This is a genomic window from Actinosynnema sp. NPDC002837 (assembly GCF_040295345.1).
Classification (GTDB): Bacteria; Actinomycetota; Actinomycetes; order Mycobacteriales; family Pseudonocardiaceae; genus Actinosynnema.
The window spans coordinates 14,174-28,968 of sequence record NZ_JBEOVG010000106.1 but is presented as its reverse complement, the minus strand read 5'-3'; the positions used below and the strand labels follow the sequence as shown (position 1 = coordinate 28,968).

Below are 14,795 nucleotides of genomic sequence, written 5' to 3'. Positions count from 1 at the left end.
GCGGCTTAAACAGGGCCCGGCGCTGCGCCGGGGCGCCCCCCGGGGGCGGGCGCCGACCTGACATGGGGGCCGCCCCGGCCCCGCGCCGTTCCCGGGTGTCGCCCGACCGACCCGGCACGCGGCCCACCGCACACGGCCCACCTCGCCACACACCGCCCGACAACGGCCACCCCGCCACACACCGACCGCCTCGCCCGACACCAGCCACCGCGCCCGACACCGCCCAGCCCTCCGGACACCGCCGCTCGCCGCACACCGCCACCCCCCGGGCACCGCAACCTCGCCCGACACCGACCGCCCCACCCGACACCGGCCACACTGCCGCACACCACCCACCCCGCCGCACACCACCCGCCCCGCCCGGCACCGGCCCGCGAGCGCACACCACCCGTCCCGTCCCGTCCCGCCCCGCCCCGCCCCGCCCCGCACCGGCCCGGCACCGGCACCGGCACCGGCACCGGCACCGGCATGCGAGCCACCCCGCCCGCGTGGGTTTCGCCCCCAACCTGATCGCCGAGGTTGAACGTCGCGGGTTGCGCCGTGGAGCCTCCGCACCGCCCGCGCCGCGACCGGTCAGGAATCGAGAAGCGCCCGTGGTGGGGGCGGACCTAGCGTTCTTCCCATGGCAAACATCGAATCCGTCACCCTCGACGTGGCCGACACCACGGCCGCCCACCGCTTCTACGCCGACGCGTTCGGCCTGGACGGGCAGCTCCGCCTGCGGGCCTCCGAGGCGCCGACGACCGGCTTCCGCGGGTTCACGCTGGCGCTCACGGTGTCCCAACCGTCCACCGTCGACAGCCTCGTCGCGACCGCCCTGGACGCCGGCGCCACCACGCTCAAGCCCGCCTCGAAGTCGCTGTGGGGCTACGGCGGCGTCGTGCAGGCGCCGGACGGCGCGATCTGGAAGATCGCGACCTCGGCCAAGAAGGACACCGGCCCGGCGACCCGGGCGATCGACGAGATCGTGCTCCTGCTCGGCGTCGCGGACGTGGCCGCGAGCAAGCGGTTCTACGTCGGCCAGGGGCTTGCCGTCGGCAAGAGCTTCGGCCGCGTGTACGTCGAGTTCGCCGCCGGGTCGGGCCCGGTCAAGCTGGCGCTGTACCGGCGTCGCGCGCTGGCCAAGGACGTCGGTGTCGCGCCCGACGGCACCGGGTCGCACCGGCTCACGATCGGCGGCGACGCCGGCGACTTCACCGACCCGGACGGGTTCGCGTGGGAGGCGTCGTCCCGGCTGTCGACGAACGCATGACGGCCGCACCGCCGCGCGGCCTCGACGAGAGGCTGCGGGACACCCGGGCCAGGCTCGCGGCCGACGTCGACCTCTGGGTCGCGACGTCGGGCGGGCCGGCCGGCGTCCACCTCGTCCCGCTCTCCTACCTCTGGGACGGCGCCGCCTTCCTGATCTCGACGCCGCGCTCCTCCGCCACCGGCCGCAACCTCCTGGCGGACGGCCGGGTGCGGCTCTGCCTCGGGCCGACGCGGGACGTCGTCGTGGTCGACGGGACCGCCGAGCCGGTGGACGTCGCCGACCTCGGCCCCGAGGCGGGCGACGCGTTCGCGGCCAGGACCGGCTTCGACCCGCGCGACCTGGACGAGCCCTACCAGTACTTCCTGGTCCGGCCGCGACGGATCCAGGCCTGGCGCGAGGCCGACGAGCTCCGCGGGCGCACCCTCATGCGCGACGGCCGGTGGCTCGGCTGACCACGGCGACGTCACGCCTGCGGACGAGCGCACCCCCTGCGCTTGCCATAGTCAGATGATCGGTATATACCGATAGCGTGAAAGACGGTCCGTTGAGGGAACCGACGTTCCTGATCCTCACGGCGTTGGCCGCGCGGGCGCAGCACGGCTACGGCATCCTGCTCGACGTCGAGGAGATCTCGGGCGGCCGGGTCAAGCTGCGCGCGGGCACCCTCTACACGGCGCTGGACCGGTTGTCCGCGGACGGTTGGGTGGCCGTCGACCGGGAGCAGGTCGTCGACGGCAGGCTCCGCCGCTACTACCGGCTGACCGACGAGGGGGCGGCCAGGTTGGAGACCGAAGTGCGGAGGTTGCGGGCACAGACCCGCGCCGCGGAGCGACGTCTGCGGCTGCGGCCGGCGGGGGGCACGGCATGAGCGAGTTGGAACGGCACTACCGGCGGCTGTTGGCGCGCTACCCGCGCGATCACCGCGAACGCCACGGCGAGGAGATGCTGGCGGTGCTGATGGCGGGCGCCGGCGACCGGGCGCGGCCGACCCGGCGTGAGCGCGTCGACCTGCTGTGGGCCGCGGTGCGGCTGCACCTGCGGCGGGTGGTGGCGGCCGACGGCGGCGTCGACGCCCGGGACGTGCTGGCGATCGTCAGCCTGCTCGGGCCGGTGGCGCTGCTGGCCGGCGCGACGACCGGCCTGCACGAGCTCGCGTGGTTCGTGAAGGCGGGCGCGCTGGTGGACATGCCGTGGTCCACGCAGTTCCCGGACGCGCCGGCGTGGCTCCTCTGGGGCGTGGTGGCCGTGCTCGTCCTGCTCGGGCGGTCGCGTGCCGCCGCGGTGGTCGCCTGGCCGGCCGTGGCCTGGTTCGTGCTGGTCGCGACGTTCCTCCCGCACCAGCACTGGTGGACCGGGATGGACGCGGGGTGGATCCTGGTGGGTCTGCTGACCGCGGTCGCGCTGACGTGGTCGCCGGGACCGGCGCGTGGTCGGGAGCTGGTCGGGCGTCGGGCGGTCCTCGTGCTGGCCGCGACGGTCGGCGTGACCGTGGCGCTGGGTGTCCTGGGGCACCGCGTGGCGGTGGTCGAGTTCCTCCGGCTCGTCGTGGTGATCGGCGGCACGGCGGTGGCGTGCGGCCACCGGTCGCGGGTCGGCCGGCGGGCCGCGTTGATCCTGCTGCTGCCGACCGTGACGACGGCGCTGGGCTTCGCCCAGCTGCTCATCTCGCTGCGCATGCCGACCTCGTTGGAGGTGGCGGTCTTCTACGGGCTGCCGGTGCTGGCGCTGCTGGCGTTGGGCGGCCTGCCACGCCGCGTCCGCAGGCGTCCCGACCGACCGGTCACCTGACCGGGCGCTCCCAAACGAGGTCGGGCCGGATTTCCCTCCGTAGGGTGGTCTTGCGCCGGCCGGAATCACGGGGTGACACCGAGGTGCGCAGTCGGATCACCACGCGTCACGAAATCAACTCCTCGCGCGGCCGAGCACTCATCGGGTGACAGGACGTACCCCGACGAAGGACAGCGCCCTGACGGGGCGTGACCTGCGACGCTCCGTGGACCACGAGCTCAGGACGACGTCACCACCACCGGTGACGCGGGTGTCCCGCCCCGCACGCGGGACGGGCCGATCTCCGGCCGGCTCGTCGACCGCCACGACGGTCCCGGACCGCCCCGGGCGCGATTGCCGCCCCCGAAACCGGCGCATACGCTCGGCGCACAGCACGGTCCGTGATGCCGCCGGCGAGGATCGGACGCCCGGACGGGGCAACACCGGATGGCAGGTCGAGGACCCGATGACGGGTCGGGGTCCGCCGCGTCGCACCGTGACTTCCGCGCAGGAGCGAGCATGCCCGAAGTCCCACTCCAGTCCACCCCCTCTCCCCTGGCCGGCGACCACCACCGCGACGGTGACGTGACCGGGCGCCCGGCGTTCCGCGACGGCGCCCGGGTGGTCGCGCTCGCCGTCTCCGGTGCGCCGTGAGCGCCGAGCACGTGCCGGTCGCCGTGGTCGGCGCCGGGATCGGTGGGCTGGTCACCGCGTTGGCGGTGCGCCGCGCGGGCCTGCGGGTCGTGGTGTTCGAGCAGGCCGACGCGCTGAGCGAGGAAGGGGCTGGGCTGGCCCTCGGCGCGAACGGCACCCGGCCCCTGCTGCGGCTCGGCTTGGGCGCGGAGCTGCGGCGGATGGCCTTCCAGCCGGGGCGCGTGGTGTTCCACCACTGGCGGACCGGCGCGGTGCGGCAGGCCCTGCCCCTCGGCCGCGACTACGAGGACCGCTTCGGCGCGCCCTTCTACACCTTCCACCGCGCGGACCTGCAACGGCTGCTGGCCGAGCGGTACCGCGACGAGGGCGGCGAGCTGCGCACCGGGCACCGCTGCCTGGGCGTCACCCCGCTGGCCGACCGGGTGGTGGTCGAGTTCGACGGCGACCGGCGCGTCGAGGCCGGTGTGGTGGTGGGTGCGGACGGTGTGCACTCCACGGTGCGGAGGGACGTCGTCGGAGCCGATCGCGCCGTCTACTCGGGCAGGTCGGGCTACCGCGGGCTGGTCGCGGCCGAGCTGGTGGGCGACGCGGTCGACGACGCGCTGTCGTTCCACCTCGGACCCGCGCGGCACCTGGTCGCCTACCCGGTGCACGGCGGCGACACGGTGAACTTCCTCGCCGTGGTGCGCGATCCGCGGTGGACCCGGGAGTCGTGGGTGCGGCGCGGCCGGGTCGCCGACGTGCTGGCCGCGTTCGCCGGGTGGTCGCCCGCGGTGACCCGGATCGTCGGCGCGGCCGACGAGGTGTCGCACTGGGGCCTGTTCGACCGGGAGCCCGTCGACCGCTGGAGCCTGGAGCGGGTGACGCTGGTCGGCGACGCCGCGCACCCGATGCTCCCGCACCACGGCCAGGGCGGTAACCAGGCGGTCGAGGACGGGGTGGTGCTGGCGGCGTGCCTGCGCACGTGGCCGGACCGGCCCGCGCTGGCCCTGGACCGCTACGAACGGGCCCGGCGCACCCGGACCCGCCTGCTGCAACGGGGTTCGCGGCGCAACGGCGAGTGCTACCAGCTCCCCGACGGGCCCGCCGCCGACGAGCGGGACGCCAGGCTGCGCCGACTGCCCGAAGACCTGGCCTGGATCCACGGCTACGACGCGGAGGCCGCGCTGGCGACCTCGGAGGAATCCCACCATGGCGAACTCGTCTGAGCCCGGCGGCACGACCCCGACCGTCCACCCCCCGCCGCGGCGGGTCCGGCCGGAGCGCGCCACCCCGGACGTCGCCCTCACGCCGCCGACGCCCAGACAGGGCGGCACCCGCCAGTCCGACCAGGTCGAGCAACTGGAGCAACCGGAGCAAGTGGAGCAGGCAGCACGGTCCGCCCAGGACGGCCAGGCCGGCCAAGCCGCGCAGGCCGTCCAGATCGAGCAGTCCGCCCAGGCCGACCAGGTCGAGCAGTCCGCCCAGGCCGACCAGGTCGAGCAGTCCGCCCAGGCCGACCAGGTCGAGCGGTCCGGTCAGGCGGCGGGGTCCGCCCAGACCGAGAGATCCGCCCACACCGCGCAGCCCGCCAACACCGCGCCGCCCGCCCACACCGCGCGGCCTGACCAGGCCACCCGGTCCGGTCAGGCGGCGTCGTCCATCCAGCCCCAGCGGTCCGGGTGGGCCGACGAACGGCGGGTGCGCGCGCAGCGGGCGGGCACCCCGGCGTTGGTGCTCCCGCAGCAGTGCGACCGGCTCACCGCGGAACTCGGCCAGGTCGCCACCGGGCAGGCGCTGCTGCTGCACGGCGGACCCGGCGCAGCGGCCTCCGACGACGTGTCCGGGTACCGGTTCACGCGCGAGCTGGCGCTCGTCCTCGGCCACGCCGCGTGCCTGCCGGTGATCACCGTCGGCCGGGTGGTGGCCGACGGCCCGGACACCCGCCGCCGGTACCGGAACTCGGCCCGGTACCTGGACGAACTGCGCGCGCTGGTGTCCGACCCGGCCACCGCCGACGCGGTGCGGGAGTCGCTCGACCGACGCCTGGCCACCACACCGGCCGCGGCACGCCACGCCGACGTCGTCGCCCTCGTCCGGTCGCGGCTGGCGGGCCCGCACCCCGGCCCGCCGGACCTCTTCGTCAGCCACGAGGCGGTTCCCCTGGACTACGAGCTCGCGCTCGCCCGCACCGATCCGCGCACCGGACGCCGGTTCGGCACCTCCGGGCACCTGCTGTGGGCGGGCGACCGCAGCCGCACGCGCGTCGACTTCCTGGCCGGGATCGACAACCCGGTGGCGGTGGCGCTCGGCCCGACCGCCACCGCCCGGGACGCGGCCGGGCTCGCCCGCGCGCTCAACCCCGATCGCGTGCCCGGACGGCTGACGTTCATCACCCGTCTGGGCGCGGGGCAGGTGCGCGAGGTGTTGCCGCGCCTGCTCGACGCCGTCACCGACACCGGCGTCCCGGTGGGCTGGGTGTGCGATCCCCTGCACGGCAACGCGTTCACCGCCGGCGACCTCGACGACGTGGTGGCCGAGGTGCAGGGCTTCCACGACGCGCACCGGGCCGCCGGCACCCACGCCGGCGGCCTGCACGTGGAGCTGGTCGACGACGTCTCGACCGACGACCAGCGCCTCGACCGCGACCAGGCGCTCGAACTGGCGCTGTGGACCGCCGAACGGTGCGCGCGGTGACCGACGCGGCGCCCGGCGGCACGCGTCACAGGTAGCCGAACAGCGGCGGGAAGAGCAGGACCACGACCCACGCCCACACCGCGTACACCGGCAGGTAGGTGGTCTGCCACCGTTCGAGCGCGGTGAACGGCGCGCGGCGGCGGATCAGGGCCAGCAGCAGCCACGCCGTCCACGCCAGGTTGGCCAGGAGGATGGCGTTCTCGCCCAGCGCCGCCGCCTTGTTGGGCGTGGTGCCGTACTCCGTGATGCGGCCGGTGATCTCCAGCAGCACCAGCACGTCGATGACCAGCGCGCTGACCACGAGGGCGAGTTGCAGCTTGTCGAACACACCGGGCGGGGCCAGCGGATCGCGCGCGGAGAACGAGTAGAGCAGCAGGCCGAGCACCACGACCAGCAGGAGGTCGAACAGGATCAACGCCTCCCGCTCGACGTCGATGCCGGAACTGGTGACGCCGAGCGTGACCAGGAACGCCAGCAGCACCGCGGTGAACAGCGGGGTGAACAGCCGCGTCAGCACCGGGGCGATGTTCTCCACCACGCTCTGCTTGGCCTCGACCAGCCACCCCGCCACGACCACCGCCGCCGCGGCGCCGCACGGGAGCACCCACTGCCCGATGGCGGTCTCCGGCGAGATCCCGATCGCCTCGAAGGTGCCGAACACGAACCCGATCAGCACACCGCCGCCGAGCGCGATGAGGACGTAGTAGATGAACCACTCGCCGGTGAAGCGGACGAAGTCCATCCGTCGCCGTGAGGACCGCACGTCGTCGGACACGTACGCCAGCCCGACCGCGAACCACAGCGCGATCGGCAGGTGGATGCTGGTCAGCACCACCGACTGGGAGTCCTCCGCGAGCGGGTAGGCGTTGGCGGCCACCGCGCCCAGCGCGAACAACGCCACCAGCGCGCCGATCACCCCGGCCGTCGCACGACGCCGCCAGGCCAGGAAGCCCGCCAGCCACGGCAACGCGAACAGGGCGACGTTCGGCGCGTAGAACGCGGCGTCGTCCTCCAGGCTCAGGCCGAACAGCTCCGGCGCCTTGACCGACACCGCCGCGCCCGCCGCGCAGCCCACCATCACCAGCAGGTCGCGCCGCGACCGGCCGCCCGGCGCCGGTCCGTCGGGCCCGCCGGTCAGCACCAGCTGCTTCCACAGCCGCTCCGAGTGCTCCCGGGCGAACTCGCGGGACAGCTCGTCCAGGCTGCCCATGCGCTTGACCGCGACCAGGAACGCCTCGTCGGCGTGCAGGCCGGCGGCCAGGAGGTCGTCGACCGAGCCCCGCAGGTGGTCTTCGAGCTCGTCGACGTCGGTCTGCCGCAGCTCCCGGCGCCGTTGCAGGTAGTGCCGCCACTGGGCGAACTGCGCGTCCAGGTCGCCCTGATCGTCGGTCATGCGAAGCCTCCCCGCGGCAACGTGGTCAACGGCCGCGACTCGTCCGAACGGGGCCAGATCTCCTTGAGCGCGCCGACGACCGCGTCCCACTGCCGACGCTGCTCGGCGAGTTCGGCCAGGCCGCTGCGGGTGATCCGGTAGTACTTGCGCCGCCGCTCGCCGGCGACCGACCGCCACGTCGACTCCACGTGCCCCAGGCGCTCCAGCCGGTGCAGCAACGGGTAGAGCAGCCCTTCGGTCCAGTCCAGCTTCCCGTCGGACAGCTCGTTGATCCGCCTGAGGATCGCGTACCCGTAGCTGTCCTCCTCGGCCAGGATGCCCAGCACCATCGGTGTCGCCGAGGCGGCGACGAGGTCCTTGGTGACCTTCAACCAGCCCTCCCCGAAGCCGTACCCTAGATGTGCAAGGCACAGTACTTCTAGGTATCGCGTCGTAGCAAGCAGCGCGCAATGGACCATTCGGGACGCCGGCGGCGGAACTCCGATGGTCGGCGCTCTCATCACGTTGACCGAACACCCGTTAGTGGGATTCTGGTGGCGTGCAGGGCAACTCCAGATCCCAGCCGGCCGACGGCTTCCGGTTGTTGCTGGTGGAGGACGACCGCGAGCTCGTGGAGTTGCTCGCCGCCGCGTTGCGCCACGAGGGGTACACCGTGGACGTTGCCCTGGACGGGCAGCGCGGGTTGCACCTCGGCCTCACCCGCCCCTACGACGTGGTGGTCATCGACCGCGGCCTGCCCGCCCTCGACGGGCTCGACCTCCTGGTGCGGTTGAGGGCGAGGTCGGTGCGGACGCGGGCGTTGATCCTCACCGCGATGGGCACCGTCCACGACCGGATCGACGGCCTGGACGCGGGCGCGGACGACTACCTGGTGAAGCCGTTCGACCTGGACGAGTTGAGCGCGCGGCTGCGGGCGCTGTGCCGGCGCGCGCTGGAACTGGCCGACGTGCTGCGGATCGGCGCCGGGCACCTCGACGTCGGGCAGCGGGAGGCGGTGCTGCCCGACGGCGGGCGCGTGCCGCTCACCACCCGGGAGTTCACCCTGCTGCGCGTGCTGGCGACCCATCCGGACACCGTGCACACGCGGTCGTCGTTGCGGCGCGTGGTGTTCCCGGACGCTTCGGCAACATCCATTGTGGACACCTACGTGTACTACCTGCGGACCAAGATCGACCGTTCGGTGGTGCACACGGTGCAAGGACTCGGATATCGCTTGGGGGCGTTGTGAGCCGTTCGTGGGCCGAGGCGGAACGCGCGGTGATCCGGCGGGCACGTCTGCGGATCAGCGTGCTGGTCGCGCTGGCGATCACCGTGCTGGTGGCGTTCGTCGGCGGTATCGCCTACGCCGTGATGGTGCACGCGCAGGACGCGCAGGTCACGCGCGAGCTGCGGTACAACGCCCAGTTCGGCGCGCCGTCGACGCCGCCGGGGTGCACCTGGCTGTTCATCCTCGACGACGGCGTGCTCGACGACGGCCTGCTGAAGGTGCCGCCGGGCTTCCCGCTGCGCGAGGACCTCGACGCGGTCGCGGCGTCCGGCGGGACCATCGAGCGCGAACTGGAGCTCAACGGCACCGAGTACCTGACGCTGACCCAGCGCGGCGCCGACGGCAGCACGGTGCAGGCGGTCTTCGACACGCGCTACCAGCTCGCCGACCGGCGGCACCTGCTGGTGGCGTTGGCGATCGCGGAGCTCGGCGGCCTGGTCGCGGCGGCGGTGCTGGGGCTGTGCGTGGGCCGCGGCACGGTCGCGCCGCTGGCGGAGGCGCTGGCCAGGCAACGGCGATTCGTCACGGACGCCAGCCACGAGCTGCGCACGCCGATCGCGAGGGCGTACACGCGGGCGCAGCTGCTCGCCCGCTGGGCGAAGGCGGCCGACCTGCCCGACGACCACCGCGACGGCCTCGACAAGCTCGCCAGCTCGATCCGCGGGCTCGGCGACGTGGTGGACGACCTGCTGCTGTCGGCCAGGCTGAGCCGCCGGTCCGAGGGCCTCGGCGGCCGGGCGGTCGACCTGGCGGCGGTGGCGGAGTCCGCGGTGGAGACCGAGGGCGACCGGGCGGGCGAACGGCGGATCACGCTGACCGTCGAACGCCCCACCGGCCCGCTGCTCGTCATCGGTGTCGAGACCGCGTTGCGGCGCGCGGTGGACGAACTGCTGGCGAACGCCGTCCGCCACACGCCGGAGGGCGGCCGGATCGACGTGCGGCTCGGGCTCCGGAGCGGGCAGGTCGAGCTGACCGTCGCCGACACGGGCGAGGGCTTCGACCCGGTCGAGGCGGACCGGCTGTTCGACCGGTTCCACCGCGGGCCGGACGGGCCGGAGCGGCGGTTCGGGCTGGGGCTGGCGCTGCTGCGCGAGGTCGTCACCGGCCACGGCGGCACGGTGGAGGCCGTGGGCCACCCGGGCGAGGGCGCCCGGTTCACCCTCCGCTTACCCGCCGCCGGCACCACCTCCGGTGCCGGCGCCGTGCCGGGCAAGACGATCAGTACCGGCCCGCGGTGACCAGGTCGGCGGCGGCCCGCACGTCGGCGTCGAGCGGTCGGTCGGGGTCGACCGGGGCGATCGCGTCGCAGAGGGCGTCGAGCAGCGCGGCGCAGCGGGGTGCGGTCGGTCGGCGGCCGCCGACGTGCACCGCCTGCCGCAGGCCGAGCGCGAGCGAGCCGCACAGCAGCCGGAGCAGCTCGGCGAGGTCGTAGGAGCGCAGCGCGGCCTGGGTGCCGAACGGCACGACGTCCTGGTTGTGCAGGTTCGTCGGCAGGCTCTGGGTGCTCGCCGGCAGGGCGCCGCGGCGGATCTCCGCGATGAACGCGGTCGTGGCCAGCTGCACGCCCTGCAACCCGTGCTGGCGCCCCGGCCCGGCGGCCAGCATCGGCGGCAGGCCGGTGTTGCGGACCGGGTCGACCAGCAGGTCCAGCTGCCGTTCGGCGAGGTTGCCCAACGACGCGGTGACCATGGCGAGGACGTCGGCGGCGAACGCGGCCGGCTGGCCGAAGAAGTTGCCCCCGTGCGCGACGAGGTCGTCACCGGGGAAGAACAGCGGGTTGTCGCTGACACCGCCCAGGTCGGCCGCCACCACGCCGTCGACGTAGCGCAACGCGTCCTCGGCCGCGCCGAGCAGCTGCGGCGAGCACCGGATGCTGTAAGGCTCCTGGAGGGCCCGCTTGCCGCTCGGGATCGTGCCGACGAGCGCGGCCCGCATGCGGTCGGCGACGGTGACCGCGCCGGGGTGCCCGTAAGCGGAGATCAGGCGTGGGTCGAGGAAACCGGGGTCAGCGCCGAGGACGTCCACGAGCAGGCACGTCAGGTCCTGGATCGCGCGGTGCGAGGCGCGCACGCTGTCCAGCGCGAGCGCGGCGGCCGCGGTGGTGACCGACGTGCCGTTGACGAGCGCCAGCGCGTCGCGCCCGTCGAGGGTGAGCGGGGTGAGCCCGGCCAGGCCCAGGGCCTCGCTCGCGGGCATCCGCTCGCCGTCGAAGTAGGCGTGACCGCGGCCGCGCAACGCCTGCGTCGCGTAGGCGAGCGGGATGAGGTCGCCGCTCGCGCCGACCGAGCCGTAGCGCGGGATCGCCGGCACGAACGTGGTCGCGAACATCGCCGCGAGCCCGTCCACGACGTGCGCGGAGACCCCGGAGACGCCCTGCGAGAGCGACCACGCCCGCACCAGCAGCGCCGCGCGGGCGATGTCGGCCGGCAGGTCGGGCCCCTGGCCCGCGCCGAGGTGTGCCAGGGTGTTGTCGCACTGGTCCGCTTCGTCCTCACGGCCCGCGAAGCCGATCAGGGCGCCGAACCCGGTCTTGGCGCCGTAGACGGGCCGTTCGTCGTCGGCGAGCACGGTGCGCAGGTACTCGCGGCCCCGGTCGACCCGCTCCCGGACGGCGGGGCTGACGAGCACGGGCAACGGCGCTGCCGCACGATGGAGGTGGTCGCTCGTCAGCGGTGCGGCGAGGTCCACGGGTGCGTCGGTCACGGTCGTGGTCACCGCACCGACGGTAGGCAGTCGATCTCAGAGAGTTCTGAGATCGACTGCGTAGCTTCCTCGCTCATGGCGCACGACTACCTGATCATCGGGGCGGGACCGGCCGGTGTGCAGCTCGCCGCCCTGCTGGAGCGCGACGGACGCGATTACGCCGTCCTCGAACGCGGCAGCGCACCGGGCACCTTCTTCACCCGCTACCCGCGGCACCGGACCCTGATCTCCATCAACAAGGTGCACAGCGGGTACGCCGACCCGGAACAGCGGCTGCGGATGGATTGGAACTCGCTGCTCACCGACGATCCCGAGCTGCTGTTCACCCGCTACAGCCGCCGCTACTTCCCCGCCGCCGACGACCTGGTCCGCTACCTGGCCGACTTCGCCGCGGCCACCGGCATCCGGGTCCACTACGACACCGAGGTCGTGCGGATCTCCCGTGACGACGAGGGCTTCACCGTGCTCGACCGCGGTGGGCGGACGTGGCGCGCGGCGCGGGTCGTGGTGGCGACCGGGGTCTCGCAGCTGCACGTGCCGCCGATCCCCGGCATCGAGCACGCCGAGCGCTACGACACGTTCGACACCGACCCGGAGTCGTTCACCGACCAGCGGGTGCTGGTGATCGGCAAGGGCAACTCCGGGTTCGAGACCGCGGACGCCCTGGTGGAGCACGCGGCGGTCATCCACGTCGCCGGCCCGCACGCGGTGCGGCTGGCGTGGCAGACGCACTACGTCGGCCACCTGCGGGCGGTGAACAACAACTTCCTCGACACCTACCAGCTCAAGTCGGAGAACGCGGTCCTCGACGGCGCGTTGGAGCTCATCGAGCCGCGGCCCGGCGGCGGTTTCCGCGTCCGGTTCCGCTACGCCCGAGCCGCGGAGTCGTTACGCGAGTTGGAGTACGACCGGATCGTGGCGTGCACCGGGTTCCGGTTCGACGCCTCGGTGTTCGACGACAGCTGCCGTCCGGCGCTGGTGATCGACGACCGGTTCCCCGAGCAGACGCCCGCGTTCGAGTCGACCACGGTGCCGGGCCTGTACTTCGCGGGCACCATCACGCAGTCCAGGGACTTCAAGAAGTCCACCAGCGGGTTCATCCACGGCTTCAGGTACGGGGTCCGCGCCCTGCACCGCATCCTCGCCGCCCGCCACCACGACACCCCGTGGCCGTCGACCGCGCTGGAACCGTCGCCGGAGGCGATCAGCGACGCGCTGGTGGCCAGGGTGAACCGGTCGTCCGCGCTGTGGCAGCAGTTCGCGGTGATCGGCGACGTGGTCACGGTCTCCGACGACGGCGCGCGGTACCAGGAAGAGGTGCCGGTGGCCTACGTCGCCGACGGCGGCCTCGGCCCGGCCGAGCACCGGTTCGTCGCGACGCTGGAGTACGGGCCCGACCACGACAAGGTGGACCCGTTCGACATCACCGTCCCGCGCGTGGCGGAGAACGACGCCGCCAACGCGCACGACGCGAGCTACCTGCACCCGGTGGTGCGCCACTACCGCGACGGCGCGCTCGCCGCGACCCACCACCTGGCCGAGAACCTCGAGAACCACTGGGACCTGCCGGCGGTGCACCAGCAGCCGCTGACCGCGTTCGTGAAGGAATGCCTTGCCGGCGCGTGAGGCCGAGCCGTTCCCGCGCGCGGTGCTCGACGTGCTCGAGACCGCCGGTGGACGGCCGGTGTTCGAACACGGCACGCGCGTGGTGAGCGGCGCGGAGATGCTCGACCTGGTCGCGCGGATCGCCGCCGGTCTGCGCGGGCGAGGTCTGGGTCCGGGTGACGGCGTCGCGCTCCTGCTCGGCGTCAACCCGGAGGCGTTCGCCACGATCCTCGCCGCGCACGCGGTGGGCGCGAGGGTGCTGGGCGTGCGGCCGGGCCTGCCCGACGACCAGGTGCGCCACCTGCTCGGCCTCGACGTCGCCGCGGTGATCACCGACTCGGACGACACGATCGCGCCCGAATCTGACGCCCCCGTGCTGACCGTCGACTCGTTGCGCGAGACCCGTGCCGACGGTCGGCTCCGGTGCGCCGGCCGGCCCGCGGACGTCGCCCGGCTGATCCACACCAGCGGCAGCACGGGCGCGCCCAAGGCGTGCGCGCAGACCTACGCCGCGATGACGTCCGGGTGGGCCGCCCGACCGGACGCGTGGCCGCCCGCGATCCGCGAACTGGCCTCCCGGCTGGACCGGTTCCTGGTGTTCGGGTCCCTGTCGAGCCAGGTGATGTTCGAGTACGCGGTGGTGGCGATCACCGCCGGCGGCACGGCGGTCGTCGCCGACCGGCCCGTGTTCCCCGAGGCGATCACCCGCCACCGCGCCTCGGCGAGCGTGTTCACGGTGCCGCGGTTGGCGAAGCTCGTCGCCGGGCAGCGCCGCGCGCCGGCCGACCTGTCGTCGTTGCGGGCGCTGATGGTGTCCGGGTCGCCGCTGACGGCCGACCGGCACCGCGAGGCGCTGGACGTGCTCGGACCGGTCGTGTTCCAGGGCTACGGCCAGACCGAGACGGGCATGATCTCGATGGCCACCCCGGCCGACCCGCCCGGCACGGTGGGGATACCGCCCGCCGCCGTGCACGTCGAGGTCCGTGACGCGGACGGCGCACCCGTGCAGCAAGGGGTCGACGGTGAGCTGTTCGTCCGCACGCCCGCGCAGGCCGACGCGTACTGGGCGGACCCGGAGCGGTCGGCCGAGGTGTTCGCCGACGGCCTGGTGCGCACCCGCGACCTCGGCCACTTCGACGCCGACGGCCACCTGCACCTGACCGGCCGGACCAGGGACGTGGTGATCGTCAACGCGAACCTGCACTACGCGGGCCCGATCGAGCGGGTCGTCGCCGAGCACCCGGACGTCGCCGAGGCCTACGTCGTCGCCGTGCCGGACGAGGACACCGGCGAGGCGGTGCACGCGTTCGTCGTGCCGACCGCCGGCCGCACGCCCGACCTCGCGGCGCTGCGCGCGCTGGTGACCGACCGGCTGGGCGCCGCGTGCGCGCCGGTGGCCCTGACCCTGATCGAAGAACCGCCGCTCGCCCCGAGCGGCAAGCCGGACAAGCGCCTGCTGTCCCGCTCCCGGACGTGAG

Annotated in this window: 14 protein-coding genes; 11 read left to right on the top strand and 3 right to left on the bottom strand. The window is 74.1% G+C overall.

The features are described 5' to 3' along the window. Positions 1–622 precede the first annotated feature (622 nt). The 7 genes from ABTZ99_RS39405 to ABTZ99_RS39375 all read left to right on the top strand — a co-directional run bounded on the left by ABTZ99_RS39405 (position 623) and on the right by ABTZ99_RS39375 (position 6,349). Complete coding sequence (locus ABTZ99_RS39405) at positions 623–1,252, top strand: glyoxalase (protein ID WP_498779677.1); 630 nt, start codon at positions 623–625, stop codon at positions 1,250–1,252. Further along, positions 1,249–1,704 (top strand): pyridoxamine 5'-phosphate oxidase family protein, encoded by a 456-nt coding sequence (locus ABTZ99_RS39400; protein ID WP_498779679.1) that lies wholly within the window; start codon positions 1,249–1,251, stop codon positions 1,702–1,704. The genes ABTZ99_RS39405 and ABTZ99_RS39400 overlap by 4 nt, the downstream gene beginning before the upstream one ends. 77 nt (positions 1,705–1,781) lie before the next feature. Next, positions 1,782–2,120 carry a PadR family transcriptional regulator gene (locus tag ABTZ99_RS39395; RefSeq protein WP_498779681.1) on the top strand — a complete coding sequence of 113 codons (339 nt, stop codon included), beginning with the start codon at positions 1,782–1,784 and terminating at the stop codon, positions 2,118–2,120. Further along, positions 2,117–3,040, top strand: a complete 924-nt coding sequence (locus ABTZ99_RS39390; protein WP_499618120.1) for a hypothetical protein — start codon at positions 2,117–2,119, stop codon at positions 3,038–3,040. Before ABTZ99_RS39395 ends, ABTZ99_RS39390 begins: the two co-directional genes overlap by 4 nt. 498 nt (positions 3,041–3,538) lie before the next feature. Further along, the gene (locus ABTZ99_RS39385) at positions 3,539–3,673 is read left to right on the top strand and encodes a hypothetical protein (RefSeq protein WP_498779685.1); all 135 of its coding nucleotides are present in this window, start codon (positions 3,539–3,541) and stop codon (positions 3,671–3,673) included. Then, positions 3,670–4,881 (top strand): FAD-dependent monooxygenase, encoded by a 1,212-nt coding sequence (locus tag ABTZ99_RS39380; RefSeq protein WP_499618118.1) that lies wholly within the window; start codon positions 3,670–3,672, stop codon positions 4,879–4,881. Before ABTZ99_RS39385 ends, ABTZ99_RS39380 begins: the two co-directional genes overlap by 4 nt. After that, entirely contained in the window at positions 4,865–6,349 is a 1,485-nt protein-coding gene (locus tag ABTZ99_RS39375; protein WP_499618116.1) for a 3-deoxy-7-phosphoheptulonate synthase, read from the top strand. Before ABTZ99_RS39380 ends, ABTZ99_RS39375 begins: the two co-directional genes overlap by 17 nt. A gap of 25 nt (positions 6,350–6,374) precedes the next feature. Here ABTZ99_RS39375 and ABTZ99_RS39370 read toward each other — a convergent pair whose 3' ends face one another. Beyond that, positions 6,375–7,742: a permease prefix domain 1-containing protein gene (locus tag ABTZ99_RS39370; RefSeq protein WP_499618114.1), complete on the bottom strand. Its 1,368-nt coding sequence runs from the start codon at positions 7,740–7,742 to the stop codon at positions 6,375–6,377. Then, entirely contained in the window at positions 7,739–8,113 is a 375-nt protein-coding gene (locus tag ABTZ99_RS39365; RefSeq protein WP_498779692.1) for a PadR family transcriptional regulator, read from the bottom strand. The genes ABTZ99_RS39370 and ABTZ99_RS39365 overlap by 4 nt, the downstream gene beginning before the upstream one ends. Before the next feature lie 209 nt (positions 8,114–8,322). Between ABTZ99_RS39365 and ABTZ99_RS39360 the strand changes: the two genes are divergently transcribed. Further along, on the top strand, positions 8,323–8,970 hold the full coding sequence (locus tag ABTZ99_RS39360; RefSeq protein ID WP_498779724.1) for a response regulator transcription factor: 648 nt from the start codon (positions 8,323–8,325) through the stop codon (positions 8,968–8,970). Further along, positions 8,967–10,247 carry a sensor histidine kinase gene (locus ABTZ99_RS39355; RefSeq protein ID WP_498779694.1) on the top strand — a complete coding sequence of 427 codons (1,281 nt, stop codon included), beginning with the start codon at positions 8,967–8,969 and terminating at the stop codon, positions 10,245–10,247. The genes ABTZ99_RS39360 and ABTZ99_RS39355 overlap by 4 nt, the downstream gene beginning before the upstream one ends. Here the strand turns inward: ABTZ99_RS39355 and ABTZ99_RS39350 are convergent. Further along, the gene (locus ABTZ99_RS39350; RefSeq protein WP_498779695.1) at positions 10,228–11,724 is read right to left on the bottom strand and encodes an aromatic amino acid ammonia-lyase; all 1,497 of its coding nucleotides are present in this window, start codon (positions 11,722–11,724) and stop codon (positions 10,228–10,230) included. The two genes, ABTZ99_RS39355 and ABTZ99_RS39350, sit on opposite strands and share 20 nt — an antisense overlap. A 63-nt stretch (positions 11,725–11,787) precedes the next feature. On the opposite strand from ABTZ99_RS39350, the gene ABTZ99_RS39345 reads away from it, so the two are divergent. Together ABTZ99_RS39345 and ABTZ99_RS39340 are read left to right on the top strand one after the other, a co-directional pair. Beyond that, positions 11,788–13,338, top strand: coding sequence for an NAD(P)-binding domain-containing protein (locus tag ABTZ99_RS39345; protein ID WP_499618111.1), 1,551 nt, complete (start codon positions 11,788–11,790; stop codon positions 13,336–13,338). Continuing rightward, the gene (locus tag ABTZ99_RS39340) at positions 13,325–14,794 is read left to right on the top strand and encodes a class I adenylate-forming enzyme family protein (protein WP_499618109.1); all 1,470 of its coding nucleotides are present in this window, start codon (positions 13,325–13,327) and stop codon (positions 14,792–14,794) included. The genes ABTZ99_RS39345 and ABTZ99_RS39340 overlap by 14 nt, the downstream gene beginning before the upstream one ends. The last annotated feature ends 1 nt before the right edge of the window (position 14,795 follow it).